Here is a 24,689-nt window from a genome sequence, read left to right as displayed (position 1 = left end):
TTTTCAATTAAAGTGTTTCCTGAGTTGCTGAATAGCCATTCTTAACCTTGTTTTAATGGTTCCCAACGGAATGCCCAATTCATCAGCAGCTTCCACATGGGTATATCCTTTAAAGTACACCAGGTCAAGAATCGACTTTTGTTCTGGCTTTAGTGTCGCCACTAATTCTTTAATACCCAAAAGTTCAAGTTTGTAAACTGTGTTTTTTTGTCCGTCAATGAAAGCTACGTTATTTTCCAGCTCCTGGTTTTTATTCTGGTTCTTAAAATCTTTTGATCTGATCTTATCTATTGCAAGGTTACGTGCAATATTAACCATCCAGGTAAATAAACGGCCTTTTTCAGCGCTGTAACCTGAAAACGAATGCCATATTTTTACAAAAGTTTCCTGCAGCACATCTTCTGCGGTTGCAGTATCAGTTATTATGCGCGAAATAACTCCGTATAATGAGGACGAATACATATCGTAAAGCGCTTCAATAGCAATCTTTTCGCGATTTCTCAGTGCAAGCACCAATTCATCTTCCGATAACGATATTTTTCGTTTTTTACTCAAAGTGGTTTGAAGCTATAAATGCATTGTCAGATTTCAAACAAATGTTTTTCTGCATGGTATGAAGAACGAACCAAAGGCCCGCTTTCCACATATCTAAAACCCTTATTTAAGCCAAATTGTTTGTAGCGGTCAAATTGATCAGGATGGATCCAGTCAATCACCGGGTGATGATTGCGCGTTGGCTGCAAATATTGCCCTAAAGTAAGGATCTGTACCCCAGCTTCCAGCAAATCATCCATAGCTTCCAAAACGTCGGCCTCCGTTTCGCCAAGACCCAGCATAATACCTGATTTGGTGCGAAGGCCTGCCTGCGAAACATGCTTTAAACACTCAAGGCTTCTGTCATACTTTGCCTGGATGCGTACTTCTTTAGTTAAGCGCCTTACAGTTTCCAGGTTATGTGAAACAACCTCGGGCCTGGTTTCCAGCACGCGTTCAAGATTATCCCAAATGCCCCTGAAATCGGGCAGCAAAGTTTCTAATGTAGTATCAGGGCTTTCCCTGCGGATAGCATTAATGGTTTCGGCCCATATAATTGAACCGCCGTCTTTTAAATCATCGCGGTCAACGGAAGTAATAACACAATGCTTAACCTGCATCAGCTTAACTGAATTTGCAACCCGGTTAGGCTCATCCGTATCAACAGCCAGCGGACGCCCGGTAGCCACTGCGCAAAATGAGCACGATCGCGTACAAATGTTTCCCAATATCATAAAGGTAGCCGTACCGGCACCCCAGCACTCGCCCATATTCGGGCAGTTTCCGCTTTCACAAATGGTATGTAACTTATGCTCATCAACCAAACCGCGCACATGGGCATATTCCTTGCCAACAGGCAATCTCACCCTAAGCCAATCCGGCTTGCGTTGTGGTTGGTTTACAGGAACTACAGGCAAATCAATCATGGGTACAAAAGTAGGTAAAAAGTTGTGATTAGAGAGTAGTAACCGGAGGTTAGAGATTAGTTTTACAGTTTTGAAACATTCGGTAATCGGCAGCCCGAATTCCGCGTTTAACTAATCTCTGATCTCTAATTAACTAATTACTGACATCGCTTCCTCAACAGAAACCTCACCATGCGAAAGATCAAGTACACATTCGCCGTCCTTTATTATCAGCATTTGGGGTGATTCGTGGTGAACTATAAAATCAGCGGCAATTTGGCTCGACAAATCCCTGTGTTTTATTAGGTCTAAAAAATAAAGCGGCAAATTTTGGGGTAATTTATCCCAGTCGAGCTCAAAACGTTTTTTTACCATCATGCTGATGGAGCAACGGGTGCTATGTTTAAAAATTACGCTATAACCCTCCTGATTTTTTATAGCATTAATTTGCTCTGCCGATTCCAGCGATGTCCAGTTCATAAAATATTTGTAAGGATGAATACCTATTAAACGCAAAACAACACAAAACAGATTGCGGTTTTAGGCAATTGATGAAAAAATGACATTTTACTGTTAACGCCCGCTTTTTGGATAAGAGCCATAAGCCGGACACAGTTTGTTTGAGCATGAAGCAAGGGTTCCTAATGCTAATGCTATGAATGCTATGTAAATTATTTTTTTCATTTTATTCTCCGATTGGGTTTTATACGGAATTAACCATTTAAAGTTTCAGCAAGATAAGCCATTTTTATGGCAGTTACAGCACCTTCAATGCCTTTATTTCCATGTTTGCCACCTGCGCGGTCAGCAGCCTGCTGTTGGGTATCAGTAGTTAACACACCAAATATAACAGGTTTTGAATATTTGATAGCAACATTGCTTAGTCCGTTAGCTACCGCATTGCAAATAAAATCAAAATGTCTTGTTTCGCCTTGTATAACACAGCCAAGGCATATCACCGCATCCAATTTGCTATTTTTTAATAATATATCGGCGCCTGATGTTAATTCAAAACTCCCCGGAACCTGGTAGGTGAAAATGTTTTGCGCCAATGCGCCATGTTCAAGCAGGCTTTCATAAGCGCCCTGGTACAAAGCATTGGTAATGCCCGCGTTCCATTCAGCAACAACTATCCCAAATTGGTACGGAGCTGCCGATGGTATTTCGGTTTCAGAAAAATCAGATAAATTTTTAAGATGAGTAGCCATGTGGTATTTCGGATTTATTTAAATGCGGAAGTCGGAATGCCGGTTGCGGAATGATAAATCAGAACTTCAAAAATCCCAATAAAACAATTCCGAAATCGAAATTCCGACTTCCAAAATTCTATAACTTCGCTTCGATGCGTGCTATATACTCGTCAATATTTTGTGCCTCAGTACTTTCAGGATAATCGCTTTTGATTTTTTTGTAAACCTCAACAGCCGATTTGTTGTCGTTCTGAGTTTCGTAAACTAAGCCAAGTTTTTTTAAGTATAGCGGAGACAAAAATTTGTTGTTTGCTTTATCAGCAGCTTTTTTGAAGTAGGTTGATGCCTTATCATAATCCTTTAATTCAACATAAGCATCTGCTGTGCTTCCAAATGCTTCGGCGGCTAACATACTGTCACCACCGCGGTAATTGGTTAAATTATCAATAGCTTTTTGAAATTCACCTTTATTTAAATAAGCCGTGCCTAAATAAAAATAAGCCAGGTTAGCCGCCTTGGTATTACTGTAGTCGTCAATTATTTTTTGGAACCCAGGATAGCCGGCATCGCCCTTAATTGCTTTGTCCCATTCTTTTTTAGCCCAAAAATCCTGCGCAACATGCATTTGGTTTGATGCTTTGATTTCCTGTGGGGCTATATAAAATTTTTGATATGCAATGTAAGCAACAATCATTACTAAAATGGCGCCAACAATAAATAGCAAGCTTTTTTGGTTCTCTTGCACAAAATTACTTGTTGGTTTAAAACGCTTTTCTTCTACTGTTACCTTGGTATTCGCCTGGGTTTTTGACATTTCTCTTCTAAAATTAAGTTTGCAAAAATACGGTTTTCAAAATTTTTAACAATACCTTTTAAATTAAATATTTATGGTCGGAGATTAGAGGTTAGTTTATTAGAGATCAGGGCCTTGTAAAACAGCAATAAATATAGTAATACGTGGATTTGCTTTGCGCTTACAAATATGACCTTTTCAGAACGATGACTTTTAAATCTCATAGTCATTCCGCATTAACATTTCGCCTTCCGCATTTTTCAACTAACCTCCAATCTCTAACCACTAATCACTACCTTTGAACTCCTTATGTATCTACAGCAGTTATCGGTCATCAATTTTAAAAATTACGCAGAAGCCGGGGTAACCTTTAGCGATGGTGTTAACGTTTTTACCGGCAACAACGGTGCCGGGAAAACCAATTTATTGGATGCCATATATTACTTATCGCTCTGTAAAAGTTATTTTAACCCAATTGACAGCCAGCAAATAAAGCAGGGTACTGATTTTTTTATTATAACCGGTAATTTTAACAGGAACGGCAAAGCCGAGCATATTGCCTGTTCGGTTAAGCGTAATCAAAAAAAACAGTTTAAGCGCAACAAAAAAGATTATCAGCGACTGGCCGATCACATTGGCTTGCTCCCGCTGGTTATGGTTTCGCCTTATGACATCAGCATTATTATTGAAGGAAGTGATGAGCGGAGGAAATTTATTGATAACGTGATCTCGCAAACAGACAACGCATACCTTGATGAATTGATGGTATATAATAAAGTGCTGGCTAACCGTAACGCCCTGCTAAAACAAATTGCGGATACCGGCCGGTATGATCCGGGCTTGCTGGAAGTGCTTGACGAGCAGTTAACCGTTTCTGGTAATCGCATTTTTGAAAAGCGAAAACTCTTTATGGAAAGCTTTACCGAAATATTTAATAAGCATTACCAGTTTTTGAGTGATGATGCGGAGCAGGTTGAAATGATATATGAATCACAATTACTGCAAAGTGACTTTGCCACCTTGTTAAAAAAAAATATCGAAAAAGACCGGGTGCTTGAGCGCACCAATGCAGGGATCCATAAAGATGACCTGGTATTTTCTATCCATGGCATGCCTATGAAAAAATTTGGCTCACAAGGGCAGCAAAAGTCTTTTTTGATAGCGTTAAAATTAGCGCAATATAGTTTTTTAGATCAGCAGAATAAGTTTAAGCCCATATTGCTTCTTGATGATATTTTTGATAAGCTTGATGACCAGCGGGTTACTAAACTAATGCAGATGATATCAAACCACGATTTTGGACAGGTATTTATTACCGATACTAATGAAAGCCGGGTTAAAAATATATTTAATAATATAGGTGTGGCTATTACACTGTTTAAAGTAAAGGGAGGGGAGATTGATGCGTAAAGCTAACGATAAATCATTAAAAGATGCTATTGAGCAAATGCTGAATGTTTACAAAATTAAACGGAAGTTTGATGAAACATCAATAATAGCTCACTGGCCCGAGCTTGTTGGCAAACCCGTAGCTAACCGGACAAAAGAATTATTTATCCACGATAAAAAATTGTTCCTGCGGGTAGAGTCATCAGTAATAAAAAATGAACTGATGATGATGCGTACGCAAATAATTGATAAAATAAATGATGAAGCGAAGGGGACCCTGGTTGAAGAAATTATTTTCCTTTAGTCCACCTTGGGAAAATTGACCTGAAATTTAAGTCATCACTCATTCTTGAAAACGCAAGAATAAATAGTCCCGGAAGTATAAAAGCCAGCTGAGCTTCGGGGTGGGTTCTGTACAGTAATATAGTGCCCGAAACCAAAACTATTATAAGTAACAGATATAAGATATATTTAAGAAGCAGTCTCATAATTCTTGTTTCAGTTTAGAAATAATAGGGGCTTTGCAAAACGCAGTTTATCAAAACTTTATAAAAATAAGGACTTCTTATTGAAAAACAAAATAACAGGATGTTTTTTAATGATAAAACACCCTGTTAACTAATACATTAGAATTTTTCGAGGGCTGAAAAAAAGAAATCGCCTTCAATTTGGGCGTTTTCAGAAGAGTCAGATCCATGAACAGCATTTGCACCGATAGACTCAGCAAATAACTGGCGGATAGTTCCTTTTTCAGCTTTTGAAGGGTCAGTTGCGCCAATAAGCTTACGGAAATCGTCAACAGCGTTGTCCTTTTCCAAAATAGCGGCTACTATAGGGCCTGATGACATAAAGCCTACCAGCTCGCCATAAAAAGGACGTTCTTTATGAACTTCGTAAAATTTTCCGGCAGTTTGTTCAGTTAATGCAATATATTTCATAGCATTAATTTTAAAGCCGGCCTTTATTATCTGGTCTAAAATTGCACCGATATGCCCGTTTGCAACAGCATCAGGCTTAATCATGGTAAATGTTTTATTGTTACTCATCTTAATAATTTGCTTTTTTGTTTTGTAGTGATGGTTAATGACCGAACTGTTTCCGTTTTCGGCTATGAACCATGAGCCATCAACTATGAACCGTTTTCTAATTTCCCGCAAAAGTAGCTTTTTACAATTAAAACATAAAGGCTTTTACATTAAATAAGATGGTTGTATTTGATTTATTTATTTAGCTTTGCAACTCTTTTTTAAAAAAAATTGATGTTAGATACAGCCTCGCTTATAAAACTTTTAGCGCAGCCCAGAAAAATAGTAATTACTACTCATCACAAACCTGATGGTGATGCTATGGGCTCGTCTTTAGGTTTATATAACTACCTTATACAGCAGGGCCATCATGTTAAGGTTATTACGCCTACTGATTATCCTGAATTTTTAAACTGGCTGCCTGGTAATGGCGAAGTTATTATTTATACAGAACAGATTAAGGAATCGGCTGACCTGATTGCAGCAGCCGATATGATATTTTGCCTTGATTTTAATGCCTTAAACCGCATTAATGAAATGGGTGAGCTCGTTGGCGGGAGCAATGCAGTTAAAATAATGATTGATCATCACCTGGAACCTCAGGATTTTGATGATTATCGTTACTGGGATATTAATGCCTGTGCTACCGCACAATTGATCTATACTTTTATTGTTGAAGAACTAAACAATAAAAAATTAATAAATAAAGATGTTGCTACCTGTTTATATACGGGTATTATGACAGATTCTGCTTCATTTTCGCTGCCTAAAACAACATCTGCAGTACATCGCATAATTGCTGACCTGATTGATGAAGGCGCGGTTAACTGGCAAATTTATGAGCAGATATATAAAAACTCATCTGAAAATCGTTTACGCTTTTTAGGTATTTGCCTTTCGGAACGGTTGGAGGTTTTGCACGAGTTTAATACCGCTGTAATAGCTGTAACTAAAGCAGATCTTGAAAAATATGATGTTGTAACAGGCGACACAGAGGGAATAGTAAATTATGCCTTGTCAATATCAGGGGTTAAACTGGCTGCCTTTATTGTTGAACGGAATGATAAGGTAAAACTTTCATTACGGTCAAAAGGTGAATTTCCGGCTAATGAGATCTGTAAAAAATACTTTAACGGCGGCGGGCATCGTAATGCTGCCGGCGGTGTATCAACCGGGAGCCTTGAGCAGGTTGTAACTCAATTTAAATTAATATTACCTGAATATAAAAAACTATTAATACAATAAAAAAAAATGAAAAAAAGACTGATGTTTTTAGCGCTTGCTGCAATAGGTTTAGCAAGCTGCAATGGTGGCTTTAATAAAGGCGAGGGAGGATTACTATATAAAATAGTTGACGATAAATCTGGCCCGAGTATAAAAGAAGGCGATTTTATGGTATTTAACTATACAGTTAAAAATGACGCCGACTCGGTAATGCAAAGCACCTTTGATAAAGGCCAGCCGCAGCCACTAACTATGCCTAGCTTAAAGGGCCAGCCTAAGGGCAATATTATGACAGTGTTTTCATTACTTAGCGAGGGCGACAGCGCTATAATTAAAGTTAATATTGATACCATGACCAAAGGTCATCCAAGGCCGAAAGAGCTGAAAGGCAAATACATTGTATATGTTATTAAAATGGAAAAGGTTATATCCAAGGGTAACCTTAGCGACCAGGTTTTCCAGGGCCGTAAAGATGCATATGCTAAATCACTTTCAGACGCAGCTAAAGCAAAAGAGCCGGTAGCTATAAAAAAATACATAACTGATAATAACCTTAAGGTTACTACAACGCCATCCGGTTTAAATTATGTAATTACAAAACAGGGCACCGGTCCGGTACCGGCTGCAGGCGATACCGTAGTTGTTAATTATACAGGCAAATTCGTGAACGGGAAAGCTTTTGAAACAAGTGTAAAATCTGATGCTGTAAAGTATAAACTACCTATAAGCCCTATGAATCCTTATAAGCCTATCCGTTTTCCGCTTGGTGTTCAGGGAATGATCCAGGGATGGAATGAGGCCTTTTTATTGTTTAACAAAGGTACAAAAGCCACAATAGTCCTTCCGTCAAGCCTGGCCTATGGTGAACAGGGAAGCCGTGAGATTGGTCCATATACACCGCTTGTATTTGAAGTTGAGCTGGTTGATATTATTCATCCTAATCCAAATGCACCAAAGCCGGCTCAATTGCCGCCACCGGTTGTTCAGCCTGCTAAATAATATTTAATTTAACACCGCCTTCCTGTTTTAACAGGGAGGCTTTTTTATTTATGATGAAATATATTCCATTTATTTTTGCTTTAATATTAGCAGTTAATGCTAGTGCGCAAAGTGATATGCAGCGTACACCTAAAGGAGCGTTGTGCCAGATCTATACTCATAACACCGGCGAAAAACTTAAAGACGGTGATATTATTACGTTTCAATACATTCAAAAAACGGATAAAGATTCCGTGCTTTACAGCACATATGCCAGCGGCAATGTTGGCCAGGCAAGGATCCAGCCTTCACAAAACGTTGCTGATTTAATGGAGGTTTTCCCGCTTTTAGCTGTGGGTGACAGTGTGCTGGTGAAAGTTCCTACCGATTCTTTATTTAAGGAGCATGAGGACAAGCGCCCGGCATTTTTTCCGAAAGGCAGCAACCTTGATTTTACAATTAAGATTTTAAAGGCACAATCAATGGATGCCTTTATGGCAGAGATAAAGGCAACTGAAGTTAACGCTGCTAATAAATACACTGCAGATCATAAGCTTAATTTGCAAACAACAGCAAGCGGTTTGAAATATGTAATTACCCAGCCATCAACAAAGCTTAAACCTCAAAAGGGCGATACCTTGCTGGTGAATTATGCAGGACGCAGTCTTGATGATAAGGTTTTTGACTCGAGCATTGAAGCAATTGCAAAAGGTGCAGGCTTACAACAGCCCGGCCGTACTTATGAACCCATTGAGGTAATTGTTGGCACCGGCGGTGTTATCCCGGGTTGGGATGAAGGATTGCTTTTATTAAACGAAGGTTCAAAAGCAACATTTGTTGTTCCGTCAAACCTTGCTTACGGTGCGCAGGGAAATGGTAACGATATTAAACCATTCAGTACATTGGTATTTGATGTTGAGATAGTTAAAATTAAACCTGTAAAACATGCGGCTGCGCCCGCGGCAAAAGCGCCGGCAAAAAAGCCTGTTTATAAAAAGAAAGTCACAACAAAGAAAAATTAGGTGAAAGCCTCCTGATACATCAGGAGGCTTTTCTATTTTTGCACCATGTTACTTACAGATACACATACCCATTTGTATTACGAAACAGATGATGCCAAAAGGGTTGAATTAGTGCAGCGTTGTAAAGACAATGAAATTACGCGCTTATTTCTGCCCAATGTTGATGCCGCATCTGTACCTATGGTATTTTCGCTGAAGGCATCCTTCCCGGATATTTGTTTCCCCATGCTGGGTTTGCACCCCTGCTCTGTAAAGGATGATTGGGAAGAAGAGCTGAACCTGATACAACAAGCCATTCATCAGCATAAAATATACGCGATCGGCGAAATTGGGATCGACCTGTATTGGGATAAAACCACCCTGTCGCAACAAATACAGGCCTTTAAAAAGCAAATAGCCTGGGCAAAATCATTAAAGCTGCCTATTAATATTCACTGCCGGAGTGCATTTGACGAGGTTTATGAAGTATTGCTGCAGGAAAAAGATGATGATCTGCGTGGAATATTTCATTGCTTTGGCGGAACATTGGAACAAGCTAATAAATTAATTAATTTAGGTTTTTACCTGGGGATTGGCGGCGTAGTTACGTATAAAAATGCCGGGCTGGATAAAGTTGTTGCACAGACCAGCTTAAATCATATAGTTTTAGAAACAGATTCTCCGTACCTTACGCCGGTTCCGTACCGGGGTAAACCTAATGAAAGCTCTTATTTGGTTTATATTGCCCAAAAAATTGCAGAACTGCACCAAACAGATCTTGAAACTGTGGCTGCTATTACCACAGAAAATTCAAAAAAGATATTTGGTATATGAATATTTTTTTTTCAATAGTTTTATTTTTTTCAGAACCTAGATACGCATGAGTCAGATCTTGATCATTTATACCGGAGGGACAATTGGTATGATGAGCGACCCTCAAACCAAGGTGCTCAAACCGATCAATTTTGAGCAGATAATGGATAATGTGCCCGAGCTGGAGAAGCTTAATTGTAAAATTAAGGTACATTCATTCGAGCAGATAATTGATTCATCAAATATGAACCCCGCCATCTGGAGTGAGCTGGCCAGCCTGATAGAGTCAAATTATGATGATGTTGACGGCTTTGTGATATTGCACGGCTCAGACACTATGGCATTCACTGCTTCGGCATTGAGTTTTATGCTCGAAGGTTTGGATAAGCCGGTAATATTTACAGGCTCACAGCTGCCTATAAGTGCTGTCCGTACAGACGCCAAGGAAAATTTAATGACATCCATTGAAATTGCCAAAGCCAAAAAGCATGAACGCTCCCGTGTGCCCGAGGTTTGTATTTATTTTGATTATAAGTTATTCAGGGGGAACCGTTCATTTAAATATAATTCATCAAAGTTTGAGGCATTCCGTTCGCCAAATTATCCTATCCTGGCCGAGTCAGGCGTTCATCTTCGCTTTAGCGCCAATGATATCAGGCACCCAAAGGAGGGAGAAACGCTAAAGGTTCATAAAAACCTGGTAAGTGATGTTGCTGTGCTAAAGCTATACCCTGGTATTAGCCCGAAGGTTGTAGAAACCATCTTAACAGCAGATGTACGTGGAATAGTTATGGAAACATTCGGTGCAGGCAATACCACCACCGATCAATGGTTTGTTGATCTGCTAAAAACGGCAATCGACAGTGGCAAAGTGATCCTTGATATTTCACAATGTAAAGTGGGCACTGTTGAGCTTGGCCGTTACGAAACCAGCAAACACCTTAAAGATGTGGGCGTAGCCAACGGCTATGATATGACCTATGAATCTGCTGTTACCAAAATGATGTACCTGTTAGGCCAATTTGAAAATCCGCAGGATGTTAAACAGTACTTGGAAACAGATATCAGGGGTGAGATAACGGTATCGTGAGTATTGGTTGAGTAAGTTGATTGAATGAGTGGTTGATTAAGTTAACTATCGGCCAAATAGCATACCCTGCGATAAAACTTACGAAGTTTTGAAAACTTCGTAAGTTTGACTATTAACGAGTTGATATCTAATACTTTACCTTCTATTAACAAACCTGGTCAATTTTTCTGCCAGATAAAGCGTACCTTTGCAAAATTATTTTCTTGGGCAAGGCTTTTAACGCATGGCTTTACACCTCAACGACAATAAGCAAAGATTAGATTTATGAAAAAAATTGTCGATTACAGGAAGCTGTTAAATGTAGGTGAAGCAGCAGAATTGCAGGAATTAAAAACTATTTACCGCAGCTTAATGAAAACCTGGCACCCGGATAAATTCCAGGATAGTGCCGAAAGCAAATTAGAGGCTGAAGAGAAAAGTAAGACTATAATTGAGGCTTATCATTTCCTGGTAAGTATTGCGCCCGAAACCCGCGATCAATCCTTTGCGGAATATACACTAACAACTACCACATCAAACATTCTCGATTTTGATTACAAATCGCAAGTGTTAACCGTTAATTTTTTAGACGGCAACACCTATGAATACTTTGATGTGCCAAAAGAGGTGTACAGAAAATTCATCAATGCTGATTCGCCCGGAAGATTTGCCCGCAGGCACATTTTCAATAACTACATTTACCGCAGCATGAACAAGCTGGCCGCAACAGCTTAGGCAACATCTGTAACTAAGGGATTTTGAAGGGTTGATTAAGTTGATTGAGAGAGTGGTTGATTGAGTTGAAATATAACAAAAGCCAATCTAACTTAATAAACCTAATCTACCCCAATCAACTAATTTACTATATTAGTTGTTACAATCCCATCACATGAAAAAGCCCATTTTTCGGTTGCTTATTTCCATTCCGGCATCTGCCCAAACTTTCCGTACAAATATTGACATACTGATAACCAGGCTTATCGTTAAATTCTGTTAAATAAATTACAGCAAAGCCTCATTTCATTATTTTTGATTTAAGCATTTATCACTGCCCATCAATTCGTGTAATTCGAAAAAATTCGTGCTAATTAGTTTAATTCAATTATGTTCAAAAGCTACCTAAAACTTGCCCTTCGCAATTTGTGGAAACGCAAAACCACTACTCTTATTAATGTTTTAAGCCTATCAGCAGGTTTGGCCTGTTGCGCGCTGGTATTTTTGTTTTGGCAGCACGAGCTGAGCTTTGATAAAGGTTTTGATAATGGTGATGACATTTACCGCGTAACTTCCACTTTTAAAGATGGCAGTAAAGCGCCGACAGTTGGTTTGCCTTATGCAAAATATTTAAAAAGCGAGATCCCCGAAATTGAACAGGTTACCCGCCTTGACCCGACAAATGGCGTTGTTATAGTGCAGGCACAGGGCGTAGGAGTTTCAACCCCGTTTATAGAAAATTCCGGCTATTGGGTCGATCCTGAGTTTTTTGATGTGCTGTCCTTTCATTTTTTACAGGGAAACCGTAAAACGGCTTTTGCAGCGCCAAATACTATAGTGCTTTCACAATCGCTGGCTAAAAAGCTGTTTAAGAAAGTGTATCCGGTAGGTAAAACAGTAAAAGCCGGTAATAATACTTATACAATTACCGGGGTTTTTAAAGAGGATTTTTTAAATCACATCCAAGCCGGCTTTTTCGCTTCAAACAACAGCGATCACATCAGGGAGCAAATGGCTAACAATACCAGCTGGGTGGTAAACGATAATTTTTACACTTATATAAAAGTAAAGCATAGCACCAATCCTCAATATTTGATAAAAAAGCTAAACGCTTACCTTAATAGACATGCGCTTGCAGAAATGAAGGAGCATAGCGATCATATAACTAACTCCTTACAATCACTGCATGATATTCATCTTCATTCATCAGAGTTCCAGGATTACCTGGCATATAAGCAGGGTAATATAAAGTACCTGTATCTTTTGGGTTCTATAGTTCTGGTGATATTGTTACTAGGCTGCATCAATTATATGAATTTAACAACTGCCCAGGCCATAAGCCGCGCACGTGAAGTTGGCGTACGCCGGGTAATGGGTGCAGGAAAGGGATCCATCCGTTCCCAGTTTTTGATAGAAACCATTACCATCAGTATCTGTGCACTCATTATTTCCGTTGGCCTTGCGTTCCTGTTTCTGCCGGTATTTAATAATTTTACCGGGCAAAGCCTGTCTTTTTTTGCAAAAGAGAATAGCAGCCTGATTTTATGGATGGTGCTGATTGCCTTAATAACGGGCATCGCAGCAGGATTGTATCCAGCATTTTATTTATCGGCATTTAAGGCTGTTAAAGTATTAAAGGGTAAGGTAAGTGATGCATCGGGTGTGTTTAGCGTCCGTAAAGTACTTATCGTATCCCAGTTTGTTATTTCTACCTGCCTCGTATTTGCTACCATTGTTATATGGAACCAGCTGCACTTTATGATCAATGCAAAAACAGGCTTCGATCAGGATCAGCAGCTGGTTTTAAACCTTAACAGCGAGCAATCTCAAAAAAACAGTTCGCTGCTTGTCAGGCAGCTTGCTAATAATATAAATTTTAAATCAGTTACCCTTGCAGCCGCGCCTCTGGTGTCTGGTGATATGAACTTGTACCCGGCAGAAAAGACAATAAATGATAAGCAAATAGTTTTCTTTGACTTTGCCGATGAAAATTATTTAAAAACGCTGGGCCTTAAACTAATCGCAGGGAGCAATTTTAGTCCGCAAGTATTTACCAATACCAATATGCAGGAAGACACAGAATTGCATGACTTTGGCAAAGAGGTAATTTTAAACGAAGAAGCGGCAAAGCTATTAGGATTTGATCCGTACACAGCGGCCGGTAAATATGTATCGCACCTGCACAACGGGGTGGTTTACAATTACAAGATTGTGGGTGTAGCTAAAAACTATCATTACTTTTCGTTACACGCAGCAATAGGGCCCTGCGCTATTATGAATGTAAACCCCCTAAGGTGCAGTACCATTGTGGCAAAAATTAATGGGCGCCATATATCAGCAGCTATTGACCACGCATCAAAAAACTGGAAAGCGTTGAACCCTGATACCCCTTTTTCTTATGGGTTTTTGAATGATATTTTCCAAAGTGATTATGAGCAAGATCAGCGACAGCAAAAAATGATAGGCACATTTACTGTTATCGCCATATTTATTTCCTGCCTCGGGTTGTTAGGATTGATAACCTACTCCGTTGCTCAAAAGGCAAAGGAAATAGGCATCCGTAAAGTTATAGGGGCCAGTGTTGCCAGTGTGGTTGCGTTGTTTTTAAAACAGTATTTTAAATTATTGTTGATAGCCAATGTTATTGCCTGGCCGTTGGGCTGGTATTTTATGCATAGCTGGCTGCAGGATTTCCCATACCGGGTAAATATAAGCTGGTGGATGTTTGCGGTTTCATTATCTGCAGGACTAATCACCGGATTTTCAACCATCGCATTCAAAACAATCAGGGCGGCAATGGCAAACCCGATAAATAGTTTGAGAGTGGAGTAGGGGAATTAGTTGCAGGTGGTAAAATTGAAAAGCCTCAATCTAAGTGGTTATATAACTATTTAGATTGAGGCTTTATTTCAGACGCTGCTAGTGTTTACAGCACCGGGTAGTTCCAGCCATGTGCATCAGTTGCACGGCCATATTTAATACTATCAAGTTCTCTTAATACTTTTTGCGAAAATTCGCGTGTTTTAGGATCGCTTAAAAAATACTCTTCACCGTTATGGCTTATTGAACCAACTGCTGCAATGGTAGCGGCAGTTCCGGCGCCAAAAGCATCCTGGAGTTTTCCCGTTTTAGCGCCTTCAATAATTTCAGCAACTGATACGCGGCGTTCTTCAACCGGCATACCCCATTCGCGGGCAAGGGTTAATACGGTATCGCGGGTAACGCCATCTAAAATAGTATCGCGGGTTGATGGGGTTATTAGCGTTCCGTCAAGCACAAACATTACGTTAGCAGCTCCCATTTCTTCTATATACTGATGATCTTTCGCATCGGTCCAAATTAATTGGTCAAAACCTTCTTCGGTAGCTTTTTTAGCCGGGTACATACTGCCCCCATAGTTACCAGATGATTTTGCATAACCCATTCCGCCTTCTGCTGAGCGGGTATAAAAAGTTTCAATTTTAACCCGTAAGGTTTTTGAGAAATAGGGTCCTACAGGGCATAACAAAACCATGTATTTATAGGTGCTTGATGGTGCTACGCCTAAAAAAGGATCGGTAGCAAACATAAACGGCCTTATATATAGTGCATGGTTAGCTTTTGAGGGCACCCAGTCGCGGTCAATATCAACCACCGCTGCAATGCTTTGGATAAAGATCTCCTCGGGTAAAGTCGGCATACATAAGCGTTCGGCAGATTTATTGAAACGGATCGCATTTTTATCCGGGCGGAAAATAGTTACCTGTCCGTCTTCATGTTTATAAGCTTTAATTCCTTCAAAAAACGATTGGCCATAATGCAGCGATGAAATAGCCGGACTTAAACCAATTTCGCCATAAGGGACTATCTGAAAATTCTTCCATTCGCCATCGGCATAATCGGCCACAAACATATGGTCAGAAAATGTTTTACCGAAGGGTAAGTTGTTGAAATCCGTTTCATGTAAACGGGAATGATTGGTTTTAGTGATCTTGATGTCCAGCGTCTCTGTCATGGCCTTAGTGTATTTAATTCGGAAAATGGCAAGTTAGGAAAATTTTTCATGAGATGATAATTTGAATTAACGGTTGATGATTAGTAAAACAATAGATAATGAGAATTTTACCTCGTCAAGACAATGTGAATTCGGCATAAGGATGTCTGGTATTACACAAATATTCGTAAATTTGTTAATAAGAAAGGAGTTTAGGAAAATGGGTAAAAATAATATCAAAACATCAGAGGACGAATTAAGGCCATTTTTTAATTATAAATCTTACTCCATAGATGAAATAATTGCTGCAGGCGGAGCTACAGCGTTCGCTAATAAATTAGGCAAAAACCCTCAGAATATTATAAAAAACTTAAAAACACTACCTAAAGATGCTTTTTTTACCGACGAGGAAGTAAGGCAGGCGTTAGAGACCTTAAAGACGAGTAAATGAGATTATTGCTTGATACCAATATTCTGATTTTCCTTTCCAAAGATCCCAGTTTTAAATTGCTGGAAAAAATTGTAAATCCTGAAGGCCAAAGGATTTTCATCTCCGTTGTCTCTATTGCCGAACTAAATTCATTATCAATACAATACAAGTGGGGTATAAAAAGATGGCAGGTACTTAACTTCATAATAGAGCAGGCTGTGATTATTGAGGTTAATCAAAACCTGATAAATATCTACGCTGAAATGGATGCTTTTTCTCAGCGACGAAACCCTTCATATTCTGAATACTCTTTTAATACGCCAAGAAACATGGGTAAAAATGATTTGTGGCTCGCGTCGATAGCTGCTTTACTTGGGTTGTAACTTGTAACAACGGATTCTGATTTTAACCACCTACACAAAGTATTCATAGAAGTACAGCATATGAAGCCGGAGTTGTTCAGGTTATGATCTTAAACCATGTTCGTGACTGGGGTATATACTATCAATCACGAACGATCTACCTAACTTCCTTCAAAACCTTTTCCACCCAACCCTTACCCCATTCATCAATTTCCTGTTCATTCCACAATGCAGGATAAAAGATACGTTTCTGAAAACGCGGAGGCAGATACTTTTGCCAGTTGGTGCCGCCGGTGGCTTTAATTTCTTCAGGTTCGCGGTTAAGGTAGCGTACGGCAGATTTATAATGTACGAGCGGCCAGTTCACGTTTACATTTATATCCAGCTGTTTCAATTCGTTTTCAAGCTCAATACTTGATTTGCTTGCGCTTTTAAGCTGATTAAATAATGCATAAAAATTATGGTTAGCACTTGTCTTACCAAGTTCAATAAATGTTTTGGCGTATTTTTTTTCGAACTGTTTAAGAGTTAGCGTCTTTTTACCAGTTGATAGTTCAGTTGCGCCAAACTTCCAGTAGATGTATTCAAACTGCTCGTCAATGGGGGCATTCCTTAGTTCTTCGCGTTTGTCTTTGGCAACCAGGTTAATAAAATCAGTGGCATAGATCTCTATCATCCGGTACTGACCCGATTGAAAACCGCTTGCAGGAAGCAGCGACATCCTGAACTTTAAAAACTGTTCTTTATCCATCCCATCAATCATAATATCAAACGATTGGGTAAGCGCTTCAAAATATTTATTAATTCGCTTTAAGCGGATGGTAAAAAATTCCGCTGTTAACGGATGTGCCGCGGTTATTTGTTTGCACTCGTGTAAAACCAGTTTAAAATACAATTCTGTTATCTGGTGATACATAATAAAGATCTCTTCATCCGGAAATGGTGTTTTCGGACTTTGAAGACTTAATAGTGTATCCAAATGGATATAATCCCAGTAGGTTAAAAAATCAGCATAAAGCAAACCATCCAGGTATGATACCATATCCTGGCCCATTGCCTCATATTTTTCCTGTAATTGTGCCAGTCGTTCTTCTATTTCGGGAGAGAAATGCATGGGATAAAGGTAGAAAGTTTTGCTATTTAAATCACGATTCAGAAACCTCATATAAAATCAGCTTGATTTTTATTCGCTTTTAATCTATAGCATACCAATTCTTTATTTTCATCGCTACCCAACGTTTATCATCTTCATTACGATGATGTAATAAAAACGGATTTTTAATTATCTAAAATCAAAAAAATGAAAAACTTAATTTATGGCCTTCTGGCTCTTTCACTTACTTTATTTGTTATATCAGCCTGTAACAAAGGTAGTTTATCCGATAACAAGAACGGACAATTAACCGCTTCCAGTTATAAGGTAAAAATTAATCAACCAGACTCCCTGCTGCTGGTTGGTGCAAAAGCAACTGATACTACCCGCTGGAGTATAGTTCCTTCGGGACACGATTCCATTATAACTAAAAATAATACGGCATTAATTTTCTTCAAAAAACCAGGGAGTTACCTGGTTAAGGCTATTAATGGCATAACCACAGCAACTGCCTCTGTAACAGTAAGTGATTCTGTTTACCATCCTGCAGGTCAACACACTATTGTGTCGCTTATTGGCGATCAGGTTACTTTGGTGCCCCACTATTATAAAAGTAAAACTTCTGATTCAGCTTACTTGTCTTTTGTAGCTCAAACTCATAATAGTTATTGCAGTAATAGTTCACTCAAATTTGCAGACAGCGTTGTTAATAATAGTTATGGCATCGGTTTTCTCAATGTGATCCAGCCAGCCCAATGTACACTTGGTATTACACCGATTGCTGCAGTTATTAATTTTACCCAAAATCAACCTGATTCTTTGCCCAATGGGACTTTCCCGCTCAATGTTACTTTAAATGGCATAACTTACACTGGGAGTATAGTTGCAACAACCACAACCATTACATTTAACTGGAATTATAATGCCGGGGTTTTAATTGCACCTAAGCAAATCAGCAAGTGATGTATTGAATAGAGTGATAAATGTTGTAAGGGCGTAAATATTAAAGGGTTTAATTATTACAGCCTTTACAACATCATCAACTATTACAGTTAATTAAATAAAAATAGTTTGATTTTGACCCAACGTTTTATAAGCAGCTTACGAAGCGTAATTCAAGTGGATGAGGAATGAATTTTTAAATGAACTTTTCTAAAAAACAGGCGGAAATGCTTGTAAAAGGGTGTGTAAATAATGAACGTACGGCTCAGGAGGCCTTGTACAAATTATTTCATGCCGATATGTTAAGGGTATGTTATAACTATTTGCCTGATAAAGAACTGGCAAAGGAGGCTTTTAACATGGGCTTTCTAAAAGTATTTCAATCCATAAAAGATTTTGATATAAAAAAAGGTGAATTGGGTGGATGGATCAGGAAGATAATGATCTATACCTCAATAGATATCTGCCGAAGTGAATTGAAATTTAACACCATACAACTTTCAGAGAAAGATGAAGTTGAATTTTTTATTTCACCGTCAGTTTTAGAGAAGTTATTTTTTGAGGATGTTTTAAAAAACATCAGGACATTGCCTTATGCAACACAAACCGTGTTCAATTTATCTGTATTGGATGGTTTTACGCATAAGGAAATAAGCGAACAATTATATATAAGCGAGGGTACTTCCCGCTGGCATTTATCCGAAGCAAAAAAACAATTAAGAGCTTTGCTTAAAACATCTGCAAAAACCACTGATGAGCTAACAGAAAGGAGTGGTAAAGCAAAATGAAGAAATTAAACTACCTCAGTCTCTGGCAAAAAAAAAGGAGTGAATTGCCAATCAATGATGATCCTCAATCCGACTGGGCTGAAATGGATTCGCTTTTAAATAAACATATGCCTCATACAAGCCAACCGACTGGTAAAGGTAAATTCAATTTAAAATTTTTTAAAATATTGCCCAAATTGTTCATTACCCTTTCGGCAGCTGCTATGGTTTACACGGTATCGCATATAATTTTATCTAAATCGCATCAACAGCAACCCAAACATAAAATCCATAAGGGCAGTCAATCCGTACCTGATTCATCAGTTATTGATACTTTAAATAAAGATTCAATTAATAATATTGAGGATAGCCTGGTTTTAAAAAATCAGGTTGTAGCGGATAGTTCGATAAATAACCCCGGCGATTATAAAAACCCGGCAAATAGTTCAACAGCAAATATTGATTTAAAAAATAAGCCCGCAGGCTCGGTTAAAAACAGCAGCACTTTGGTAAAACCATTGCTAAATAAAAACCGTGTCTTTGCAAGTAATCGTACTAATAATAAATTAGGGACTGGTTTTTCAATAGGTAAAACCAACCTGAGTAAAACTAATTTATTGGGTGCCGGTAAAAATAATGCTTTAGTAAGTTCAGTAGTAAATTATAGCGCGTTCAGATCTTATAACAGTGAAGGGGAGGTTGGAAAACCAAATAATAATGAGAATGCAGTTAATAATTTCAACCAGAATTATCCTGCATTGCAAACAACCGCACTTCAACTGAGTTTGTATCCGGGGTTAATTGGTAAACAGCCACATATAATACAAGGATCAAATTATGGTGTTGTTAAAATACCTTTTTTAGGCACATCGAAATCTATAAAGGATAAAAAAACAAAATTAAAAAACCTGGATGTTTCAAATATCGATTGGGGAGTATTAATGGGCGCTAATGCATCAGGCAGTTTTACGCCGGCAAAACAGAATGCCAATTTTTACGGAAGTTTACCAGTTGATGTTTATTTTGGTTTATTTGCTAATTACAATTTAAACAATAAATGGGCAATAGGCTCACAGATTCAAATCTTAAGTGCGCAAAATAGTACTGTCAACTATACCCATGCCAATGAAAGTAAGGTTGATTCCGGTCAATCATTAAGAATAACAACTTCCGGAAAATTGTATTCGGTTAATATTCCGTTGCACTTAGTTTATAAAGTAACAAATAATGTAAGCCTTAAGGCTGGTCCGGTGATCGGTATCCCGGTAAAACAGACAAATATTAACAGCACTTTGCAGCCGAATAGTATAAGGTCTGATAGTACCTATTATTCTAAGATGGCCGGAATATTAAATGCGACCAAATATGAGCAAAAGCTCAACCTGGGCGTTTCAGGCGGAGTAAACTTTCATATTAAACGCTTTGTTTTTGAAGCCACTTATTTGAAAAGCCTAAGAGGTTACGCTGTCACTAACGATTTGGGCAGCTATAGGTCCGGCAATGGTACGGTCCAATTTGCTATAGGTTTTCAATTAAATAAACCAAAGCCATAATTTACTTCTTTTAAATTTATTCCATCTCAAAACATTTTCGCTATCAGTTGTTATTACTTAAAGCCAATCCTTTCAATCATGAAGATCAGTAAAATCCTTATAGGAATTGACGACAGCAAGCAGGCAGAGCACGCCGCCGAATATGGTTTTGATATAGCACATAAGTTTGGCGCCGCAGTAGGCATGGTAAATATTGTTGAACCCATGATAATGCCTGCATCCGGTGGTATCGATCCTATGATGGGATCGTCCCTGAATACTGCAACATTACAGGATATGGAGATCCTGGATATTCAAAAAAATCAAGCGGAGAATATTGTTGAGCGCACCATAAAACAATATGCCGGTGGTATGCAGGTAACTCATTTTACAGAATACGGCTCAACAGCCGACGGTATAATACAATGCAGCAAAGAATTTGGTGCCGACCTTATTGTTATAGGTACGCATTCACGCAGCGGACTTGATCGCTTGCTGATGGGCAGCGTTGCTGAACATGTTGTGCGCCACTCAGAAGTGCCAGTGCTGGTGGTGCCGTTTAAGGTTGAAGAGTAGTCCATGGTCGATAGTCCATAGACCATGGTTTATCGATCGCTGACTTTTAAAAATTTTACTATGGACCATAGACCATGGTCTATGGACTCCTCTAATACAACAACCTAAACTTTATCGTCTGCTCTATCGCTTTCAGCTCATTTAATACTTCTGCGTCATAACCGGTGTTAACATCAGTAATTACATAGCCTATTTGCGCATTGGTAACCAAAAACTCGCCGACTATATTAATGTTATGGCGCGCAAAAACTTCGTTAATCTTGGCTAAGATCCCTGGCACGTTTTTATGGATGTGTATTAAGCGGTGCGCATTGTTAATGCGTGGTGGTTGCAGGTCTGGAAAGTTGCAGCTGGTATGTGTTTTTCCCTCGTTCATAAATGCCATTACCCTTTTAGGAATAAAATCATCATTACGGGGATTGTGTTTAGGGTCGTCGAAAATAATAACTCCATTTTCGCAGGCTGCTTCTGCTAACTTGCGGCTGCTTATCCTGCCAAAAATGCCTATAACTTTTAGCCTGCCCGCATTCTGTACCTGTTCAGGTGTGGGCTGATTGGCCTCATCACAAAACAATATCCCCGCCTCTTCCAGGTATTTATCATCAATGCTTTCATGATGGCGGATATTATAGCCCTCCTTTTTCATTTGCGCCAAGGCATCGTCCTCTACCGCGCCTACTACTAAACATTTGATGCGGTTTTTAGGATACGATATTGCACGGGGCAGTTTATTGATAAACAAAAACTCGTCAAAGCTGGGTGTAATATGATCTGCCTTTTCAGCAACTGATTTGCGTTCGATGTTCTCTGTAAAGGCAAAAAACTTTTTGATCATACCTGATTCTTTTAATTGGAAATCAGAATAACCATCACCTATACCATATATGTCACCCGGCAAGTTCAGCTCCCTTAAAAGTTTAACCTTGCCACCTTCCTGACTTAAAGGGTTTTCGCGATCATAGCCTATTATATTACCATCAGCATCAAACACAAAAGTGTTGGCATAAATATTCTCTTTTTTAATATGATATTCGGTTACTACCGGAATAATAAACTCTTTGAATCCACCTGATACGATAAGTACCTCATCGGAATGGTTCTTAAAAAAAATGGTATTGCGGCTGAATGAGGTTGATACCTTTTTCTTTAAATGGGTAACCAGTTGTTTTAAATGTTCACGGTTTGCCTGTAACAGTTTAACCCGGCTCTCCAAACTTTGGGTAAAAGATAGCCTGCCTTCCATCGAGGCATTGGTAAGATCCTCGATCTGTTTGTAAATATTTTCGCGGTCGGGGTGGTTTTTTAATGATATGCGGGCCAGTTCGTCCAGTGCCTCAACCTGTGTAAAAGTACTATCGAAGTCTATAATAAAGTATTGATCCATTGTTTATTGATGTGCAAATATGCGGATGTGCAAATGTGCGGATTTTTTAGATTGATTTTTTATAGATGTTTATAAAGTTGATAGGATGAGTAGACTAAATGTGGAAAATGTAACCTGTAGGAGCGAAATGCTTGCGCATTAGTTTATAAGGATGAATTCGTAGGAGACGCAATGCATCCTTATAAACGCGAACAGGTTTCATGCATATGATAGAAAATGATAGACGCATTGTGTTGCGTCTCTATAATACTGGGGGGCTCGCCAGAATTCTTAGCTCCTTTGGGAAATAATTATTTATCCTGTTTGGCAGCAGCTTTGCCCATCCCAACGCGTGTCCTTCAAAATTCATCAGGCTCCAGCCCTTATCGGTAATATTTATGTCGATGTTTTCGCGGCGCAGGTATTGTATGGCTTGTTCAAGGCTCAGATCGGTTTGCAGCACCTTATCCTTATTAATATATATACTAAGCGCCAGCTCATGATCGGGCACCAGGTCATTTCCCATCAGCTTACCAATCCGCACGCCTGATTTCTTTATATATAGATGTCGTTGCAAAGTGTCCAAACTTTCCTTATGCTCACGGCTTATAGCCAGCCAGTCATCATTCACCTTATTATAATAGTAGTTTTCAGGGTCATTGATATACTTCTTTATAAGCTCTATTTCTAATAGCGCCAGTTTCTGATGTCCTTTTGTCTTAAAGGCTGGTGGTTCATCAGTTTGCTCTTTCTTTTTTAAACAGGCTGCAAATAAGCCCTCGCCCTTTACCTTGCCCGGGTAAAAGCGATAACCCCAGGCCTTTTGCTCCGGCGATAGCGTTTCAACAATTCCCCACTCCTTATATATAGGTATCCGGATGCTTTCCATATCAAATTCACGGCACAGCCAGTCAAGGATCTCCTCGTTTTCCTGGTGCGAGTAGGAGCATGTACTATATATAAGGTGTCCATCTTCTTTTAATGCCGGGTAAACATCAGCCAGGATGCGTTCCTGGCGTTGGTGGCACAGGTTCACATTTGCCTCCGACCATTCATTCATGGCTGCCGGATCTTTCCTGAACATTCCCGAGCCTGAGCATGGTGCATCAACCAGTATTGTATCGAAAAAGCCGGGAAGCCTGCCAAAATCCCGCGGGTCATTATTACTTACTATAGTATTGGCCGTGCCCCAGCGGTTAAGGTTATCGCACAAAGCCGGCACGCGGGTTTTTATTATTTCGTTTGATACTAAGAGATCATTACCATTAATAGCCGAATTGATAAGCGTGCTTTTACCGCCCGGCGCAGCGCAAAGGTCAAGCACCTTGATAGGCTCACCGTCATTATTTTGCTTAATATGTTTAAGGATCTGATCAATAAACATTGACGATGCTTCCTGCACATAATAGCACCCCGCATGGAAAAGCGGGTCGAATGTAAAGGACGGGCGCGTATTTAAATAGTACCCTTCATGGCACCACGGCACCTGTCCGTCTGTTTTTAATATTGATCTTTTAAAAGGATTTATCCGCATAGAGGTGGGCGACGCGCTATTTTGGTGTGCATCCACAAAGTTTTCGCGCTCAAAATCGGACTCTTCATTTAATGAATTAAGAAAATTTTCGGGAAAAATGTATTCGCTCATATCAGTTTCAAAGATACGAATTCGTTAATTGCCATTATTAAGGCATGTTTATTAAAGATAATAGCATAAAAATGATGGTAGTTTACAGGCAGTTACATGGATTGTTTTAATTAATGTAAAATTCTTTTTGCAGGGAGCCAAAAACTCTGTACATTTGTGACCGCTTTGGAAAAAGGCGTTGTTATTTGAGAAGTTAGTGACTAATAAAAGGGCTGAAAAATAAGTAAAAAAAGTACTTGACAGATAAATAAAAAAGTCACATCTTTGCAGCCCGCAAACGAGGAAGAGAAAAGAGGGAAGGCGGGTAAAAAAAGGCAAACAAAAAATAAAAAAAATAAAGTTTGCAAGTTTAAAAAAGGTTTCTACCTTTG

At 39.1% G+C, this 24,689-nt stretch carries 25 protein-coding genes; 15 read left to right on the top strand and 10 right to left on the bottom strand.

Annotated features, from left to right (window positions below; genetic code table 11):
• Positions 1–3: 3 nt before the first annotated feature.
• The 5 genes from JWQ54_RS14425 to JWQ54_RS14405 form a co-directional block, all read right to left on the bottom strand.
• The gene (locus tag JWQ54_RS14425; RefSeq protein ID WP_299585867.1) at positions 4–555 is read right to left on the bottom strand and encodes a sigma-70 family RNA polymerase sigma factor; all 552 of its coding nucleotides are present in this window, start codon (positions 553–555) and stop codon (positions 4–6) included.
• A 26-nt stretch (positions 556–581) separates the two neighbouring features.
• Positions 582–1,460, bottom strand: a complete 879-nt coding sequence (gene lipA, locus JWQ54_RS14420) for a lipoyl synthase (protein ID WP_299585865.1) — start codon at positions 1,458–1,460, stop codon at positions 582–584.
• Positions 1,461–1,589: 129 nt separating this feature from the next.
• Positions 1,590–1,919 (bottom strand): bacillithiol system redox-active protein YtxJ, encoded by a 330-nt coding sequence (ytxJ, locus tag JWQ54_RS14415; RefSeq protein WP_299585863.1) that lies wholly within the window; start codon positions 1,917–1,919, stop codon positions 1,590–1,592.
• 233 nt (positions 1,920–2,152) lie between these two features.
• Positions 2,153–2,647: a 6,7-dimethyl-8-ribityllumazine synthase gene (gene ribH / locus JWQ54_RS14410; protein WP_299585861.1), complete on the bottom strand. Its 495-nt coding sequence runs from the start codon at positions 2,645–2,647 to the stop codon at positions 2,153–2,155.
• A 118-nt stretch (positions 2,648–2,765) separates the two neighbouring features.
• The gene (locus JWQ54_RS14405) at positions 2,766–3,443 is read right to left on the bottom strand and encodes a tetratricopeptide repeat protein (protein ID WP_299585859.1); all 678 of its coding nucleotides are present in this window, start codon (positions 3,441–3,443) and stop codon (positions 2,766–2,768) included.
• A gap of 288 nt (positions 3,444–3,731) precedes the next feature.
• On the opposite strand from JWQ54_RS14405, the gene JWQ54_RS14400 reads away from it, so the two are divergent.
• Entirely contained in the window at positions 3,732–4,832 is a 1,101-nt protein-coding gene (locus JWQ54_RS14400) for a DNA replication/repair protein RecF (RefSeq protein WP_299585857.1), read from the top strand.
• Positions 4,825–5,115 carry a DUF721 domain-containing protein gene (locus JWQ54_RS14395; RefSeq protein ID WP_299585855.1) on the top strand — a complete coding sequence of 97 codons (291 nt, stop codon included), beginning with the start codon at positions 4,825–4,827 and terminating at the stop codon, positions 5,113–5,115. Before JWQ54_RS14400 ends, JWQ54_RS14395 begins: the two co-directional genes overlap by 8 nt.
• Before the next feature lie 322 nt (positions 5,116–5,437).
• On the opposite strand, the gene JWQ54_RS14390 is transcribed toward JWQ54_RS14395, so the two are convergent.
• Entirely contained in the window at positions 5,438–5,857 is a 420-nt protein-coding gene (locus JWQ54_RS14390) for a nucleoside-diphosphate kinase (RefSeq protein WP_299585853.1), read from the bottom strand.
• Between the two features lie 213 nt (positions 5,858–6,070).
• On the opposite strand from JWQ54_RS14390, the gene JWQ54_RS14385 reads away from it, so the two are divergent.
• The 7 genes from JWQ54_RS14385 (at position 6,071) to JWQ54_RS14355 (ending at position 14,467) form a co-directional block, all read left to right on the top strand.
• A complete protein-coding gene (locus JWQ54_RS14385; protein ID WP_299585851.1) occupies positions 6,071–7,081 on the top strand; it encodes a DHH family phosphoesterase in 1,011 nt (336 codons plus the stop codon).
• Between the two features lie 6 nt (positions 7,082–7,087).
• Positions 7,088–8,059 (top strand): FKBP-type peptidyl-prolyl cis-trans isomerase, encoded by a 972-nt coding sequence (locus JWQ54_RS14380; protein ID WP_299585849.1) that lies wholly within the window; start codon positions 7,088–7,090, stop codon positions 8,057–8,059.
• Positions 8,060–8,109: 50 nt separating this feature from the next.
• Positions 8,110–9,060 carry an FKBP-type peptidyl-prolyl cis-trans isomerase gene (locus JWQ54_RS14375; RefSeq protein ID WP_299585847.1) on the top strand — a complete coding sequence of 317 codons (951 nt, stop codon included), beginning with the start codon at positions 8,110–8,112 and terminating at the stop codon, positions 9,058–9,060.
• A 45-nt stretch (positions 9,061–9,105) separates the two neighbouring features.
• Positions 9,106–9,873, top strand: coding sequence for a TatD family hydrolase (locus tag JWQ54_RS14370; protein WP_299585845.1), 768 nt, complete (start codon positions 9,106–9,108; stop codon positions 9,871–9,873).
• A 46-nt stretch (positions 9,874–9,919) separates the two neighbouring features.
• A complete protein-coding gene (locus JWQ54_RS14365; RefSeq protein WP_299585843.1) occupies positions 9,920–10,942 on the top strand; it encodes an asparaginase in 1,023 nt (340 codons plus the stop codon).
• Positions 10,943–11,206: 264 nt separating this feature from the next.
• Complete coding sequence (locus tag JWQ54_RS14360; protein WP_299585841.1) at positions 11,207–11,656, top strand: KTSC domain-containing protein; 450 nt, start codon at positions 11,207–11,209, stop codon at positions 11,654–11,656.
• Positions 11,657–12,025: 369 nt separating this feature from the next.
• On the top strand, positions 12,026–14,467 hold the full coding sequence (locus JWQ54_RS14355; protein WP_299585839.1) for an ABC transporter permease: 2,442 nt from the start codon (positions 12,026–12,028) through the stop codon (positions 14,465–14,467).
• Between the two features lie 94 nt (positions 14,468–14,561).
• On the opposite strand, the gene JWQ54_RS14350 is transcribed toward JWQ54_RS14355, so the two are convergent.
• Complete coding sequence (locus tag JWQ54_RS14350) at positions 14,562–15,629, bottom strand: branched-chain amino acid aminotransferase (RefSeq protein ID WP_299585837.1); 1,068 nt, start codon at positions 15,627–15,629, stop codon at positions 14,562–14,564.
• A gap of 199 nt (positions 15,630–15,828) precedes the next feature.
• Here JWQ54_RS14350 and JWQ54_RS14345 point away from each other — a divergent pair, with 199 nt between their 5' ends.
• Entirely contained in the window at positions 15,829–16,059 is a 231-nt protein-coding gene (locus tag JWQ54_RS14345; protein WP_299585835.1) for a hypothetical protein, read from the top strand.
• Positions 16,056–16,421, top strand: a complete 366-nt coding sequence (locus tag JWQ54_RS14340; protein WP_299585834.1) for a type II toxin-antitoxin system VapC family toxin — start codon at positions 16,056–16,058, stop codon at positions 16,419–16,421. The genes JWQ54_RS14345 and JWQ54_RS14340 overlap by 4 nt, the downstream gene beginning before the upstream one ends.
• Before the next feature lie 136 nt (positions 16,422–16,557).
• Here the strand turns inward: JWQ54_RS14340 and JWQ54_RS14335 are convergent, their stop codons facing one another.
• Complete coding sequence (locus tag JWQ54_RS14335) at positions 16,558–17,565, bottom strand: tryptophan 2,3-dioxygenase family protein (RefSeq protein WP_299585832.1); 1,008 nt, start codon at positions 17,563–17,565, stop codon at positions 16,558–16,560.
• A 135-nt stretch (positions 17,566–17,700) separates the two neighbouring features.
• On the opposite strand from JWQ54_RS14335, the gene JWQ54_RS14330 reads away from it, so the two are divergent.
• The 4 genes from JWQ54_RS14330 (at position 17,701) to JWQ54_RS14315 (ending at position 21,310) form a co-directional block, all read left to right on the top strand.
• A complete protein-coding gene (locus tag JWQ54_RS14330; protein WP_299585830.1) occupies positions 17,701–18,456 on the top strand; it encodes a hypothetical protein in 756 nt (251 codons plus the stop codon).
• A gap of 179 nt (positions 18,457–18,635) precedes the next feature.
• Positions 18,636–19,223: a sigma-70 family RNA polymerase sigma factor gene (locus JWQ54_RS14325; protein WP_299585828.1), complete on the top strand. Its 588-nt coding sequence runs from the start codon at positions 18,636–18,638 to the stop codon at positions 19,221–19,223.
• Complete coding sequence (locus JWQ54_RS14320; protein ID WP_299585826.1) at positions 19,220–20,755, top strand: outer membrane beta-barrel protein; 1,536 nt, start codon at positions 19,220–19,222, stop codon at positions 20,753–20,755. The genes JWQ54_RS14325 and JWQ54_RS14320 overlap by 4 nt, the downstream gene beginning before the upstream one ends.
• Positions 20,756–20,833: 78 nt before the next feature.
• Positions 20,834–21,310 (top strand): universal stress protein, encoded by a 477-nt coding sequence (locus JWQ54_RS14315; RefSeq protein ID WP_299585824.1) that lies wholly within the window; start codon positions 20,834–20,836, stop codon positions 21,308–21,310.
• A 91-nt stretch (positions 21,311–21,401) separates the two neighbouring features.
• Here JWQ54_RS14315 and JWQ54_RS14310 read toward each other — a convergent pair whose 3' ends face one another.
• Both JWQ54_RS14310 and JWQ54_RS14305 read right to left on the bottom strand, forming a co-directional pair.
• Positions 21,402–22,694: an HAD-IB family phosphatase gene (locus tag JWQ54_RS14310; RefSeq protein ID WP_299585822.1), complete on the bottom strand. Its 1,293-nt coding sequence runs from the start codon at positions 22,692–22,694 to the stop codon at positions 21,402–21,404.
• Between the two features lie 241 nt (positions 22,695–22,935).
• Entirely contained in the window at positions 22,936–24,318 is a 1,383-nt protein-coding gene (locus JWQ54_RS14305) for an RNA methyltransferase (protein ID WP_299585820.1), read from the bottom strand.
• Positions 24,319–24,689: the final 371 nt, after the last annotated feature.

The organism is Mucilaginibacter sp. (assembly GCF_028288225.1).
Taxonomy (GTDB): Bacteria; Bacteroidota; Bacteroidia; order Sphingobacteriales; family Sphingobacteriaceae; genus Mucilaginibacter.
Note: the sequence above shows the minus strand (reverse complement) of the source record. Positions and strands in the feature narration are given on the sequence as shown.